The organism is Aestuariispira insulae (assembly GCF_003385955.1).
GTDB lineage: Bacteria > Pseudomonadota > Alphaproteobacteria > UBA8366 > Aestuariispiraceae > Aestuariispira > Aestuariispira insulae.
This window is the reverse complement of sequence record NZ_QRDW01000001.1, coordinates 641,403-654,899: the sequence shown is the minus strand read 5'-3', so window position 1 is coordinate 654,899 and position 13,497 is coordinate 641,403. Positions and strand designations below refer to the sequence as shown.

The 13,497-nt window shown below is 55.7% G+C and carries 11 protein-coding genes; all 11 read left to right on the top strand.

What is annotated here, in order from left to right:
- The first annotated feature begins 5 nt into the window (after positions 1-5).
- The 11 genes from xdhA to DFP90_RS03220 all read left to right on the top strand — a co-directional run bounded on the left by xdhA (position 6) and on the right by DFP90_RS03220 (position 13,426).
- Complete coding sequence (gene xdhA, locus DFP90_RS03270) at positions 6-1,478, top strand: xanthine dehydrogenase small subunit (protein ID WP_115934963.1); 1,473 nt, start codon at positions 6-8, stop codon at positions 1,476-1,478.
- Positions 1,471-3,816 (top strand): xanthine dehydrogenase molybdopterin binding subunit, encoded by a 2,346-nt coding sequence (gene xdhB, locus DFP90_RS03265; RefSeq protein WP_115934962.1) that lies wholly within the window; start codon positions 1,471-1,473, stop codon positions 3,814-3,816. The genes xdhA and xdhB overlap by 8 nt, the downstream gene beginning before the upstream one ends.
- 34 nt (positions 3,817-3,850) lie before the next feature.
- Positions 3,851-4,927 (top strand): xanthine dehydrogenase accessory protein XdhC, encoded by a 1,077-nt coding sequence (gene xdhC, locus DFP90_RS03260; RefSeq protein WP_115934961.1) that lies wholly within the window; start codon positions 3,851-3,853, stop codon positions 4,925-4,927.
- The gene (locus DFP90_RS03255) at positions 4,924-6,486 is read left to right on the top strand and encodes an ABC transporter ATP-binding protein (protein WP_218044557.1); all 1,563 of its coding nucleotides are present in this window, start codon (positions 4,924-4,926) and stop codon (positions 6,484-6,486) included. The genes xdhC and DFP90_RS03255 overlap by 4 nt, the downstream gene beginning before the upstream one ends.
- Positions 6,458-7,573 (top strand): ABC transporter permease, encoded by a 1,116-nt coding sequence (locus tag DFP90_RS03250; RefSeq protein ID WP_425452141.1) that lies wholly within the window; start codon positions 6,458-6,460, stop codon positions 7,571-7,573. The genes DFP90_RS03255 and DFP90_RS03250 overlap by 29 nt, the downstream gene beginning before the upstream one ends.
- A 21-nt stretch (positions 7,574-7,594) precedes the next feature.
- Positions 7,595-8,518 (top strand): ABC transporter permease, encoded by a 924-nt coding sequence (locus tag DFP90_RS03245; RefSeq protein WP_115934958.1) that lies wholly within the window; start codon positions 7,595-7,597, stop codon positions 8,516-8,518.
- Positions 8,519-8,616: 98 nt separating this feature from the next.
- Complete coding sequence (locus tag DFP90_RS03240; protein WP_115934957.1) at positions 8,617-9,693, top strand: BMP family ABC transporter substrate-binding protein; 1,077 nt, start codon at positions 8,617-8,619, stop codon at positions 9,691-9,693.
- A 116-nt stretch (positions 9,694-9,809) separates the two neighbouring features.
- A complete protein-coding gene (guaD, locus tag DFP90_RS03235) occupies positions 9,810-11,156 on the top strand; it encodes a guanine deaminase (RefSeq protein WP_115934956.1) in 1,347 nt (448 codons plus the stop codon).
- Between the two features lie 53 nt (positions 11,157-11,209).
- Positions 11,210-12,229 carry an adenosine deaminase gene (locus DFP90_RS03230; protein ID WP_115934955.1) on the top strand — a complete coding sequence of 340 codons (1,020 nt, stop codon included), beginning with the start codon at positions 11,210-11,212 and terminating at the stop codon, positions 12,227-12,229.
- An 82-nt stretch (positions 12,230-12,311) separates the two neighbouring features.
- Positions 12,312-12,902: a hypothetical protein gene (locus DFP90_RS03225; RefSeq protein WP_115934954.1), complete on the top strand. Its 591-nt coding sequence runs from the start codon at positions 12,312-12,314 to the stop codon at positions 12,900-12,902.
- Between the two features lie 2 nt (positions 12,903-12,904).
- A complete protein-coding gene (locus DFP90_RS03220; RefSeq protein WP_181905160.1) occupies positions 12,905-13,426 on the top strand; it encodes a GNAT family N-acetyltransferase in 522 nt (173 codons plus the stop codon).
- Positions 13,427-13,497 lie beyond the last annotated feature (71 nt).

Genomic DNA, 13,497 nt, shown 5'->3' with positions numbered 1-13,497 from the left:
AGATCATGAGTGAAGGAATTCGTTTCGTCTTCCGCGGAGAAGTGCGGGAAATTGACAAGATTGATCCGACCCTGTCCGTGCTGCGCTGGCTGCGCGAGGTCGAGGGGGCCAGCGGCACCAAGGAAGGCTGTGCCGAAGGCGATTGTGGTGCCTGCACCGTGGTGCTGGGCGAACTGGTGGACGGCTCCATGCAATATCGCGCGGTCAATGCCTGCATCCAGTTCATGCCGACCCTGCATGGCAAGCAGCTGATCACCGTTGAGGATCTGGCGAGCCCCGATGGCGCGCTGCACCCGGTTCAAAAGGCGATGGTGGAGACCAGCGGCTCGCAATGCGGGTTCTGTACCCCAGGTTTTGTGATGTCCATGTTCGCCATGAAGGTGAGTGAGGGCCGCCCCAGCCGCGACCGGATCAATGACGTACTGGCGGGGAACCTGTGCCGCTGCACCGGCTATGGCCCGATTATCGAGGCGTCGGAAAAAATGTATGACGCGGGCCCCGAAACGGCCTTTTTGGAAGAGGAAAAGCGCGTTGTCGCCCTGTTGGAGGGGCTGAGTTCCGACGCAATGGTTGAGACAGCGGATAAAGGCCGACGGTACTTTGCGCCGGCCCGTGTGGATGATCTGGCACGGGTTTACACGGACAATCCGGATGCGGTTATCGTGGCGGGTGCCACCGATGTCGGCCTGTGGGTCACCAAGATGCACAAGGATCTGGGCACGGTGATTTATCTGGGCCGGGTCAAAGAGCTGAAAGAGATGAGGGTAGCGTCAGGCTATTTGGAAATCGGCGCAGGTGTTTCCTATACCGATGCCTGGGATGAGATCAAAAAGCATTACCCGGATTTTGGCGAGCTGATCCGCCGGATCGGTTCCACCCAGGTGCGCAATGCGGGCACCATCGGCGGCAACGTGGCCAACGGCTCTCCCATTGGTGACACGCCGCCGGCTCTGATCGCTGCGGGCGCCAGGCTGGTGTTGCGCAAAGGCGAAGAGCGCCGTGAGATCGATCTGGAAAGCTTTTTCATCGACTATGGCAAGCAGGACCGGGGGATCGGCGAATTTGTCGAGATGGTGAAGCTGCCGCTGCCCAAGGCGGGATCGAAATTCCGTTCCTATAAGATTTCCAAACGGTTCGACCAGGATATTTCCGCCGCCTGCGGGGCTTTTATGGCCGATATCGAAAAAGGCCAGGTCAAGGATATCCGGATCTGTTTTGGTGGCATGGCGGGCACGCCGGCGCGCGCCAAACATACCGAAGCAGCCCTGATCGGCAAAACCTGGGACGAAGAGACCGTTAAGACCGCCATGGCGGAAATGGTCAAGGATTACAACCCTCTAACTGACATGCGGGCGAGTGAAGCCTATCGTGCCAAGGTCGCCCGCAACCTTCTTTACAAGTTTTTTGTAGAGACGTCGCAGGTTGGGGAAAAAGTGAATACCCGCGTTGTCGGGGACAGGGAGCTGGCGCATGTCTGATCGCACTATGGCAAATGAAAAAAACAATGCCGGCATCATCCAGGGCGGCGTGCATCAGAACCATCTGCATGACAGCGCGCACAAGCATGTCAGCGGCACCGCGATCTATATTGATGATCTGCCGGAACTGCCGGGTTGTTTGCAGGTTTATATCGGCATGTCGGAAAAGCCGCATGCCAAAATCAAATCCATTGATGTCAGTGCCGCCCGCAAGGCCGAAGGGGTTGCCTGTGTGCTGACGGCGGATGACATCCCCGGGATTAATGATTACAGCCCGGTTATGGGCGATGATCCGATTTTTGCCAATGAACTGGTGGAATATGTCGGGCAAAGCATGTTCGCGGTCGCCGCTGATAGCATTGATAATGCCCGCGCGGCAGCCAGCCTGGTCAAGGTCGATTATGAAGAATTGCCTGCGATCCTCACCATTGAAGAGGCTTTGGAAAAGGAATCCTATGTGTTGTCTCCCAATGAGATGAAGCGCGGGGATTCCGCCACTGCCCTGGAACGGGCTGAAAACCGTCTGAAGGATCGAATCCTGATCGGCGGCCAGGATCATTTCTATCTGGAAGGCCATATCGCGCTGGCGATCCCGGGTGAGGATGATGACGTGCTGGTCCACAGCTCGACCCAGCATCCGTCCGAAGTGCAGCATAATGTGGCCAAGGCGCTTGGTGTTTCTGATCATTGCGTCACTATTGAAATCCGGCGCATGGGCGGCGGTTTCGGCGGCAAGGAAAGCCAGCCTGCGCTGTTTGCAAGTGTTGCGGCCATGGTGGCCAAGAAAACCGGCAAGGCGGCAAAGGTTCGCCTGGACCGGGATGACGATATGGAAATGACCGGCAAGCGCCATGATTTCATCATGGATTATGATGTGGGGTTTGATGCATCTGGCCGGATCGAGGGTATTGAGTTCATCCAGGCCTGCCGGGCTGGCAACTCTGCCGATCTGACCGGGGCCATTGCCGACCGCGCCATGTTCCATGCGGATAATGCCTATTATCTCGAAAATGTGACGATCAAATCCTATCGCTGCAAGACCAATACGGTTTCCAACACCGCATTCCGCGGTTTCGGCGGCCCGCAGGGCGTGGTCGGGATCGAGCGTGTGATTGATGCGATCGCCAATCATCTGGGCAAGGATCCGCTGGAGATCCGCAAGGTGAATTTCTACGGCACGACCGATCGCAACGTGACGCCTTATTACATGACGGTCGAAGATAACGTGATCCACGAACTGGTGGTCGAACTGGAAGCGGATGCTGATTATGCGGCGCGGCGCGCCGATATCCGGGCATTCAACGAGAACAGCCCCTTCGTCAAGAAGGGTATCGCGCTGACACCGGTGAAATTTGGCATTTCCTTCACCACCACTTTCCTGAACCAGGCCGGTGCTTTGGTCCATGTCTATACAGATGGTTCGGTCCATCTGAATCATGGCGGGACTGAGATGGGGCAGGGGCTCTATACCAAGGTGGCGCAAGTGGTTGCCGAGGAATTCCAGATCGACAATAACCGGGTCAAGATCACTGCGACCAATACCGGCAAAGTCCCCAACACCTCAGCAACGGCCGCTTCCAGCGGGGCCGACATGAACGGTATGGCCGCTCAGGCTGCTGCCCGCACGATCAGGAACCGTCTGACCGATTTTGCGGCGCAGAAGTTCCAGGTGAAGGCAGACGAGGTGCGGTGGCTGCCCGGCCGTATCCAGGTTGGCGCGGAAGAGATGACTTTCCCCGACCTTGTGAAACAGGCCTATCTAGCGCGCATCTCGCTTTCTTCGACCGGTTATTACGCCACCCCGAAGATCCATTATGATGCGCAAAAGATGCAGGGTCGTCCCTTCTATTATTTTGCATATGGCGCGGCGGTGACCGAGGTTGAGGTCGATACCCTGACCGGTGAATATAAAGTCATGCGCACGGACATTCTGCACGATGTGGGCAAAAGCCTGAACCCGACCATTGATCTGGGGCAGGTGGAAGGAGCCTATATCCAGGGGGTTGGCTGGCTGACCACGGAAGAATTGGTCTGGCACCCCAGCGGCAAATTGTGGACCCATGCGCCTTCGACCTACAAAATTCCGGCCTGCTCTGACCGGGCACCCGAATTTAATGTTAGATTGTGGGACAAGGGCAAGAATGCCGAGGAAACCATTTACCGGTCCAAGGCGGTGGGTGAACCGCCGTTGATGCTGGGTGTTTCCGCCCTGATGGCGCTTTCTGATGCGGTGGCTTCTGTTGGAGGATACAAGATCCATCCGGGTCTGAATGCACCGGCAACCCCGGAACGGGTGCTGGATGCGGTGGACCGGGTGCGGGAAGCCGCCGCGGGATAATTTCCCGACCAGAAGGAATAGTTAAGGAACGATCATGGCAGAATGGCTGGACAAATTGAGTGAGGTGACCGGGGCGGGCGAAGATGCCGTTCTGGTGACTGTCGCCCATGTCCGCGGTTCCGCCCCGCGAGAGGCCGGGGCCCATATAATCGTTACGAAGACACGCATTCTGGAAACCATTGGCGGCGGCAATCTGGAATTCAAGGCGATCGACAAGGCTCGTGAAATCCTGGGCTCCATCGGTGATGCCGTTTGTGTGAAGGATTATCCGCTTGGACCGGCGCTGGGCCAATGCTGCGGTGGGGTGGTTACGCTCACCTATGAACCGGTCCGTGCCAGCGGTACCGGATGGCTGGTCAGCCATGAGGCGCTTGTGGCCGAGGGGCGGAAATTTATCTCTGTGGTGGACCTGGACGGCCATCGCGGTCGACAGGCGGTGCCGGCCGACAGTTCCGCCAAAGACAAAGTTTCGATCATGATGGAGCCCTCCATCATGAAAACAGCCTACCGGGTGATGCAATCCAACCCGGTGGAAAAGAATAATCTGATCGTGGAAGACAAGACCGGTAAACGCTATCTTGTTGAAACCATGGAAGATCAACGCCAGCCGCTGTTTCTGTTCGGTGCCGGTCATGTGGGCCGGGCTCTGGTGCACATGCTGGAAGGGCTTCCCTTCCGAATCACCTGGGTCGACAGCCGTGCCGATCAGTTCCCGGAGGCTTTGCAGGGGATAGAAACCCTGGTGGCCGAACAGCCGGAAACCGCAGTGGCAAAAGCGCCTAAGGGGGCGTTCTATCTGGTCATGACACATGATCATGGCCAGGATCTCGAAATCACGGCAGCCATCCTGGAACGGGGTGATGCTGCCTATGCCGGGGTTATCGGGTCCGATACAAAGCGGGCCCGTTTTGAAAAGCGCCTGAAAGAGCGCGGTATCAATCTGAATAAAATAGACAATCTGGTCTGTCCCATCGGAATTGATGGCATTACAGGCAAGAGACCGGTAGAAGTTGCCCTGGCAGTGGCTGCGGAAATGCAGATCACCTATGAGGCCCTTTCTGCCGGCAACAGGGAGGACGAATGCGAATCGAACAGGGAGATCACGGAATGAGCAATTCTGTGCATAACGCCGGTTCCGTGCCGCGCCTGGCACTGAAAGGCGTGACCAAACAATATCCCGGATGTCTGGCCAATGACAGCGTCGACCTGACGATCATGCCGGGCGAAATTCATGCCCTGTTGGGGGAGAATGGCGCAGGCAAGTCAACGCTGGTGAAATATATCTATGGTGTGGTCAAGGCCGACGCCGGTGAGATGCGCTGGAACGGTGAATTGGTTGATGTGGTCAATCCAAACTTTGCCCGCCGCCTCGGTGTTGGCATGGTGTTCCAGCATTTCTCGCTGTTTGATTCCATGACCGTGGAAGAGAATATCGCGCTGGGCATCGCGCCGGAGTTGGCCGGGCCCGGCCTGGACAAACGGATCCGCGAGGTTTCCGAGCAATATGGCCTGCCGCTGGATCCCAAGCGCCATGTTTTCTCGCTTTCCGTGGGTGAACGCCAGCGGATCGAGATTGTGCGCTGCCTGCTGCAGGATCCGAAATTGCTGATCATGGATGAGCCGACCTCGGTCCTGACCCCGCAGGAAGTGGAGCGCATGTTCGTTACCCTGCGCCGGTTGAGCGATGAAGGCGTCTCCATCCTCTATATCAGCCATAAGCTGGATGAGATCAAAGCGCTCTGCCACAACGCAACCATCATGCGTGCGGGCAAGGTTGTCGGCGATTGTGACCCGCAGGTCGAAACGCCAAAAACAATGGCGGAAATGATGATCGGCACCCATCTGGTGGCCCCGCAACGTGATGAAACCATGGTAGAAGGCGATGCCCTGCTGGTGGTTGACGGGCTTTCCATGGAAGCCGAGGACGAGCACGGCACCAGCCTCAAGAATATCAGTATGGAGGTACGCTCCGGCGAGATTTTGGGTATTGCCGGTATCGCCGGTAATGGCCAGACCGAACTGATGGATGCGCTTTCCGGCGAGGTGCTGGCGGATCATGAAAATGTGGTCTTGATCAATGGTGAACTGGCCGGCCGCATGGGCGCCGGCGAACGCCGTGATTTGGGTGTCGGTTTCGTGCCGGAGGAACGCCTGGGCCATGGTGCGGTGCCTGATATGAGCCTTTGGGAGAATGCGTTCTTGAGCGGCATGAAGCGCAAGGATCTCTTGATCAAGGGCTTCATGGATGTGGTGAAGACCGTCGATTATGCGGAAAAAATCGTCAAGAATTTCAAAGTGAAAACTTCGGGCGTTGACCATAACGCTTCCTCCCTGTCAGGCGGGAATTTGCAGAAATTTATCATGGGCCGCGAGATCATGCAGGATCCGACCGTGATGATTGCGCTGCAGCCCACCTGGGGCGTGGATGCCGGTGCTGCCGCCGCCATTCACCAGGCGCTGTTTGACCTGGCGAAAAAGGGGGCGGCTGTCCTGGTGATTTCCCAGGATCTGGATGAACTGTTTGCGGTGTCTTCCCGCATTGCGGTTATCGCCGAAGGTAAATTGTCCCCGGCAAAACCCGTGGAAGACCTGACTGTGGAGCAGATCGGTCTGATGATGGGCGGCCTGCATGGTATGCCGGATGAGGGAGGCCAGAAACGTGTTGCTTAAGTTAGAATCGCGCGGCGAGATTTCGCGCTCAATGCTCTATGCGACCCCGCTGATCGCGGTGGTCCTGACATTGATTACCGGGTTTTTCCTCTTTGTATTTCTTTTGGATCCGTCCAAGAATGCCAGTGCCTTTGATGCGCTCTATACATTCTTTGTGGATCCGGTGATTGCCAGCGGCGGTATCGCCGAATTGCTGGTCAAGGCAACGCCGATCATTCTTTGTGCGATCGGTTTGTCCATGGGTTTCCGGGCCAATGTCTGGAATATCGGTGCCGAAGGCCAGTTCGTGATCGGCGCGATCACCGGCACGATTGTTGTGCTGGCTTTCTATGATGTTGAAAGTGTCTTCATCCTGCCGATGATGATGGTTGCGGGCACCCTGGGCGGCATGGCCTGGGCGGCGATCCCGGCGTTCCTTCGGACCCGGTTCAACACCAACGAGATCCTGGTCAGCCTGATGTTGACCTATGTGGCGGTCCTGGTTCTTTCCTGGGCGGTTCATGGCCCGATGATCGACCCGGATGGCTTTAACTTCCCGCAGACCCGACTGTTCCACGATTCGGCACTGTTGCCGATCATCTGGGAAGGCACACGTCTGCATTTGGGTGCGGCCCTGATGCTGCTGGTCGTGCTGGCGGCCTGGCTGATCATCAGCCGGCATCTGATCGGTTTCCAGATCCGTGTGATCGGCATGGCGCCCAAGGCGGCAAGCTATGCCGGTTTCAAGGAAAAGAAACTAATCTGGCTGACCCTGCTGGTCTCTGGTGGTCTGGCTGGTTTTGCCGGCATCCTGGAAGCGGCGGGGCCGGCAGAGCAACTGGTGCCGACCTTCCCGCAAGGCTATGGCTTTACCGCGATCATTGTTGCTTTCCTTGGGCGTCTTCACCCCGTTGGCATCTTCATGGCCGGGCTCTTGATGGCGCTGACCTATCTTGGCGGGGAAAACGCGCAGATTATGCTGGGCATGCCCAAATCCGTGACCGGGGTGTTCCAGGGCATGCTGCTGTTCTACCTGCTGGCAACCGATGTCTTGATCCGTTACCGGGTTCGCATCGGCTCGGCGGTCGCCAAAAGCGCGAATGCGTAATCAGGACGGGGAGAAAGAATAATGGATAGTGCAATTGTAATCGCTTCGGTACTGACCATCATGACTGCGGCAACCCCGCTGGTTTTTGCAGCCCTTGGCGAATTGATTGTTGAGAAATCAGGTGTCTTGAACCTGGGTGTGGAAGGCATGATGATTGTGGGCGCGATTTGCGCCTTTGCCACCGCCGTGACTTCCGGCAGTGCCTTCCTGGGGATTATTGTCGGGATGCTGGCAGGTGCGGGTTTGTCCCTGCTGTTTGCGATCCTGACCCAGAATCTGATGGCAAACCATGTGGCCACCGGCTTGGCCCTGACCATCTTCGGCATCGGCCTGAGCGCCCTGATTGGCGATGGGTTTGCCGGTCAGAAGCTGGACCCGCTGCCCAAAGGCATTCCGGGCTTGAGCGATATTCCGGTGATCGGACCGCTATTGTTCGGCCATGATATCCTGGTGTATTTCTCAATTGTTGCGACTGGGGCTGTGGCCTGGTTCCTGACCAAGACTCGGGCCGGCATGATCCTGCGTGCGGTTGGCGACAATCATGATGCGGCCCATTCCATCGGCTATTCCGTGATCAAGATCCGCTACATGGCGATTCTCTTTGGCGGGGCCATGGCCGGTTTGGGCGGGGCTTATATCTCGCTGGCTTATTCACCGCTCTGGGCGGAAGGCATGACCGCGGGTCGTGGCTGGATCGCATTGGCACTGGTGGTCTTTGCGACCTGGAAGCCCTGGCGGGCGTTCCTGGGGGCCTATCTGTTCGGTGGTGTGACGATCATTCAGTTGATTATTCAGGGATATGGCATAAACATTCCAGCCCAGTTCCTGTCCATGCTGCCATATCTTGCGACCATTGTGGTCCTGGTTGTGATCTCCAGGGATAAGTATTTGGTGAAAATGAATGCGCCAGCCTGCCTCGGCAAGTTGTTCCATGCATCTCACTAAACCGAACGGGCTCGTGATCCCTGCCGATGGCAGGGGTCTGGGCCGGTTCCAATGACAGTAGTTGAACAGGAAATGAGCTTTAACAAGGGAGTGTATTAATGTTCGGATCAACTTGGAAAAAAACCATCGGCGCACTGGCCGTTGCAACCGGCATGGCTGCCGCCGGGCAGGCCGCCGCCGAAGATACCAAGGTCGGTTTCGTTTATGTCGGCCCGATCAGCGATCATGGCTGGTCTTACATGCATAACGTTGGCCGCGAAGCCATCGAAAAGGAACTGGGCCTGACAACCACCTATGTGGAAAGCGTCAATGAGGGCCCGGATGCTGAACGTGTTATCACAAAGCTGGCCAAGGATGGCCATAACCTGATTTTCACCACGTCCTTCGGTTTCATGAACCAGACCCTGAAAGTGGCGAAACGTTTCCCGAATGTGAAGTTCGAACATGCGACCGGTTTCCGTCGCAGCGATAACGTATCCACCTATTCCGCCCGCTTCTATGAAGGGCGTTATGTGGTGGGTCACATTGTCGGTAAAATGACCAAGACCAACACCATCGGCTATATCGCTTCCTTCCCGATCCCGGAAGTGATCCGCGGCATCAACGCCACCATCCTGGGCGCGCGTAAGGTGAACCCGGATGTCCAGATCAAGGTTGTCTGGGTGAATACCTGGGTTGACCCGGGCAAGGAAGGCGACGCAGCCAAGGCCCTGATCGACCAGGGCGCGGATGTGATCATGCAGCATACGGATTCCCCGTCTCCGCTGCAGGTTGCCCAGAACCGTGGTGTTTGGGCCGTGGGCCAGGCATCCGACATGAAAACCTTTGCGCCGAAATCGCAGCTGACTGCGATCATTGATAACTGGGCTCCCTATTATGTGGCCCGCGCCAAGGCTGCCATGGACGGTTCCTGGAAAAGCGAAGACACCTGGGGCGGCTTCAAATCCGGCATGGTTCAATTGGCGGATTATAACGAAGCCATCCCGGCTGACGTTGTGAAGCTCGCAGAAGAAGTGCGGGTCGGTATCACCGATGGTTCCATTCATCCCTTTGCCGGTCCGATCAAGAACCAGGCTGGTGAAGTGATCGTGCCTGAAGGCGAGGTCGCTGACGACAAGACGCTGCTGGGCATGAATTTTTATGTTGAAGGTGTTCAGGGCGAGCTGCCGCAGTAAGGCACAAGCTCTCACTTAACACCGCCTTAATCAGCCCCGCTCGATGCTCGGGCGGGGCTGTTTTTGTGCCAAATTCAGAGTTTTTCTGGCACAATATGCAAGTATCGGAGACGAAAATGACTGTGCGAGACGATCTTCCCTCCAACGCCAAACGCCAGGTTTTGAAGGGCGCCTATCTGACCTTCACCGGCGATCCGTTCAAGACGGATCCGGCGGATTGCTACCTCTATGAAAGCGATGGCCTGGTCGTTTTGAAGGATGGCAAAGTGGAGATGATTGGCACGCGCAGTCTGATCGAACCGGAACTGGCGGAGCTCGACTATGAGCTGACCGATTACAGTGGCTCTGACAAATTGATTATGCCGGGGTTCGTCGATTGCCATGTCCATTACCCGCAATTGCCGATCATCGGGGCCTACGGTACCCAGCTGCTGGACTGGCTGAATAAATACACCTTTGTCGCCGAGCAGGCCTATTCGGATATAGATTATGCCAAGGCGGTGGCCGAAGTCTTTTTCAAAGAGTTGCTGAGGGCGGGCACCACGACAGCGGCGGCTTTTTGTACCGTGCATCCGCAGTCGGTGGATGCGTTCTTCTCGGAAGCGGCCAAGTTGGATCTGCGTATGGTCGCGGGCAAGGTGATGATGGATCGACATGCACCAGAAGCCCTGACCGATACCGCGCAAAGCGGCTATGACCAATCCAAGGCCCTGATTGAAAAATGGCATGGCAACGGCCGTGCGCTTTACGCGCTGACGCCACGCTTTGCACCGACCAGCACCCCTGAGCAGTTGGAAGCGACCGGTGCCCTGCGCCGGGAGCATGAGGGGGTCTATGTGCAGTCGCATCTTTCAGAAAACACCGATGAGATTGCCTGGGTGAAGGATCTGTTCCCGGGTCGCAAGGGCTATCTTGATGTGTATGACCATTACGGCCTGATCGGGGAAAAAACCGTGTATGGCCATTGCATTCACCTGACCGAGGATGAATGGGGACTGATCCATGAAAGTGGTACGGCGATTGCGGCCTGTCCAACCTCTAACCTGTTTCTTGGATCCGGTCTGTTTGACCTGGACAAGGCCAAGATGCAGGGCAAACCGGTCAAGGTTGGCATGTCCACCGATGTGGGCGGCGGGACCAGCCTTTCCATGCTGCAAACCTTGAATGAGTTTTATAAGGTCACCCAGTTGAACAAGTTTTCGCTGAACGCCATCAGGGCCTATTATCTGGCGACCAGAGGCGCGGCGGAGAGCCTCTATCTGGGGGACAAGATCGGCAGTTTGGAAACCGGTATGGAGGCCGATCTGATTGTCATGGACCTGCGCTCCACGCCGTTGATCGATTTTCGCATGAATACGGTGAAGGATATCGAAGAAACACTGTTTGTGCAGATGACAATGGCGGATGACCGCGCCATACTGGCGACCTACGCAAACGGTCGGTTGGTGCATGCGCGGGACTGATCATCCCAACGGGCTGAAAACAATCATAAAAGAGACGATATAAAGGGTCAGACATGATCGATGCCTATGAATTGTTCGCCAAGCTTCCCAAGGCGGAACTGCATCTCCATATTGAGGGCAGTTTTGAACCGGAATTGATGTTTGAGATTGCCCGGCGCAATGAAATCGATATTCCCTTCGCGACAGTGGAGGAATTGCGTAAGGCCTATGATTTTTCAAACCTGCAGGATTTCCTGGATATCTATTACCAGGGCATGAATGTGTTGCAGACCGAACAGGATTATTACGATCTGACCTGGGCCTATCTGGAGCGTGTGAACGAGGATAATGTCCGCCATGTGGAAATTTTTTTCGATCCCCAGGGACATACCGAACGCGGTGTGCCATTTGAGACGGTGATCACCGGAATTCGTGCTGCGCTTGAGGATGGCAAGAGCCAACTGGGAATTTCCTATAAACTGATCATGTCCTTCCTGCGCCATTTGAGCGAGGAAGATGCTTTTGATTGCCTGGAGCAGGCAAAACCCTTCCTGAAATGGATCGACGGCATCGGTCTGGATTCCTCTGAAAAAGGCAATCCGCCGGAAAAGTTCGCGCGGGTTTATGAGGATTGCCGCGGTCTTGGTTTGAAACTGGTGGCCCATGCGGGTGAAGAAGGCCCGGCGGACTATGTCTGGAGTGCGCTCAACATCCTTAAAGTGGACCGCCTGGATCATGGCAACCGCTCGCTTGATGATCCGGAACTGGTGGTGCATCTCGCCGACCGGCAGATGGCATTGACCGTCTGCCCGCTTTCCAATCTCAAGCTGTGCGTGGTCCAGGATATGAAAAACCACCCGATGCGGGTGATGCTGGAAAAGGGCCTGCTGGTCACGCTCAACTCCGATGACCCCTCCTATTTCGGCGGCTATGTGAATGATAATTTCAAAGCCCTGCATGACGCCCTGGACATGTGCGTGGAAGAGGCGGTGGCCCTGGCCAAGAACAGTTTTACCGGATCTTTCCTGGAGGCGTCTGACATTCGAGGCTGGCATGATTTAATTGATGCCCAGGTTGCTGAAATGGCGGGCTGACCCGTTCACAGACAAACTTGTTCCACTTGAAACAGGCGGCTATTCTCAGCCGCCTGTTTTTTGTTGGGGAGAAAATTAAAAAATGCGTTTGGTATTTGGAGCGGTGATCGTTGGTATCTCCATGTTTGCCACGGCTTGTGTGCCGATGACCCCCATTGAGGAAATGGAAGTTGTCACGCCTTTAAAACTTGATGGCGAGCCTGTGCAGGCCGCTCTTGAGATTGAGGAGGGCCGGCGGAACATTTCAATGGTGTTGTACAGCAAGGGAGGGTTCTCCGGCTTTGACCAAAAAGATGCGGACCAAATGGTTGTTGATATGGGGGCAATCCTGAAAAATGAGAGTTTGTTTTTGACCAGTTCTGACCAAAAACTCTTGTTGCATGTTGTGAGTTTATCCCTGCATTTGAAGCCTGTTAAGGCAGATTTCGGGCATTTCCCCGCATATGCCAAGGGGGCTTATGAGCTGCGCACCCTAGATGGTGAGGTCGTGTTTTCAACCAATATAAGAACAGACGCTGAGACTGTTTTCCCGGAAGACGGAATTATTGAAGCACAACTTAAAAACATGGCCCAAAGGAACGCTGCAATTGCAAATTTTGTCGCCTTGCGTGACGAGATCGCTCAGAACAGTGAAGTGATCAATGGGAAGCTCGGGGCAAAGTTGGGGGGATGACGATGACAATAGCTTATCCGGAGTTCGAAACTGAGCGCCTGAACCTGCGGCTATTGGGTGAGGAAGACGCGGCCTTCCTGCTGGAATTGTGGAATGATCCGGGCTTCATTAAAAATATCCGTGACAAGAAAATCCGAACCCTGGATCAGGCATTGGAAGAGGTTCGCAATGTGATCCTGCCCGGCCATGAAACCAACGGCTTTGGCATGTATCGGATCTCACGCAAGGGCGACGATACGCCCATTGGCGTTTGCGGTTTGGTTAAGCGGGACAACTTTGAGAATGCAGATCTGGGATATGCTTTTTTACCTGACTACTTGGGCATGGGCTATGCGGCGGAAGCGGCGGCTTATGTTCTGGATGAAGCCCGTGACCGATTGGGCATGAACCGTGTCGTGGGGATTGTCTCGCCGGATAATGAACCCTCGATCCGGCTGCTGGAAAAATGCGGGTTCATCTTTGAACGCATGTTTGTCTATGAGGAAGGGGAAGAGCCGATCCGCTTCTATGGCCTGGCGCTTTGATTGCATAAAATACCGGACAATAGGTTTTGACCGGACCACCGATTCCAGAGGATGATGGTCGTTCAGGCCTT

Coding starts and splice junctions, on each gene's coding strand:
- DFP90_RS03220 (WP_181905160.1), top strand. CDS start 12,905: ATGACAATAGCTTATCCGGAGTTCGAAACTGAGCGCCTGAACCTGCGG.
- xdhA (WP_115934963.1), top strand. CDS start 6: ATGAGTGAAGGAATTCGTTTCGTCTTCCGCGGAGAAGTGCGGGAAATT.
- xdhC (WP_115934961.1), top strand. CDS start 3,851: ATGGCAGAATGGCTGGACAAATTGAGTGAGGTGACCGGGGCGGGCGAA.
- DFP90_RS03250 (WP_425452141.1), top strand. CDS start 6,458: ATGAGGGAGGCCAGAAACGTGTTGCTTAAGTTAGAATCGCGCGGCGAG.
- xdhB (WP_115934962.1), top strand. CDS start 1,471: ATGTCTGATCGCACTATGGCAAATGAAAAAAACAATGCCGGCATCATC.
- DFP90_RS03225 (WP_115934954.1), top strand. CDS start 12,312: ATGCGTTTGGTATTTGGAGCGGTGATCGTTGGTATCTCCATGTTTGCC.
- guaD (WP_115934956.1), top strand. CDS start 9,810: ATGACTGTGCGAGACGATCTTCCCTCCAACGCCAAACGCCAGGTTTTG.
- DFP90_RS03230 (WP_115934955.1), top strand. CDS start 11,210: ATGATCGATGCCTATGAATTGTTCGCCAAGCTTCCCAAGGCGGAACTG.
- DFP90_RS03245 (WP_115934958.1), top strand. CDS start 7,595: ATGGATAGTGCAATTGTAATCGCTTCGGTACTGACCATCATGACTGCG.
- DFP90_RS03255 (WP_218044557.1), top strand. CDS start 4,924: ATGAGCAATTCTGTGCATAACGCCGGTTCCGTGCCGCGCCTGGCACTG.
- DFP90_RS03240 (WP_115934957.1), top strand. CDS start 8,617: ATGTTCGGATCAACTTGGAAAAAAACCATCGGCGCACTGGCCGTTGCA.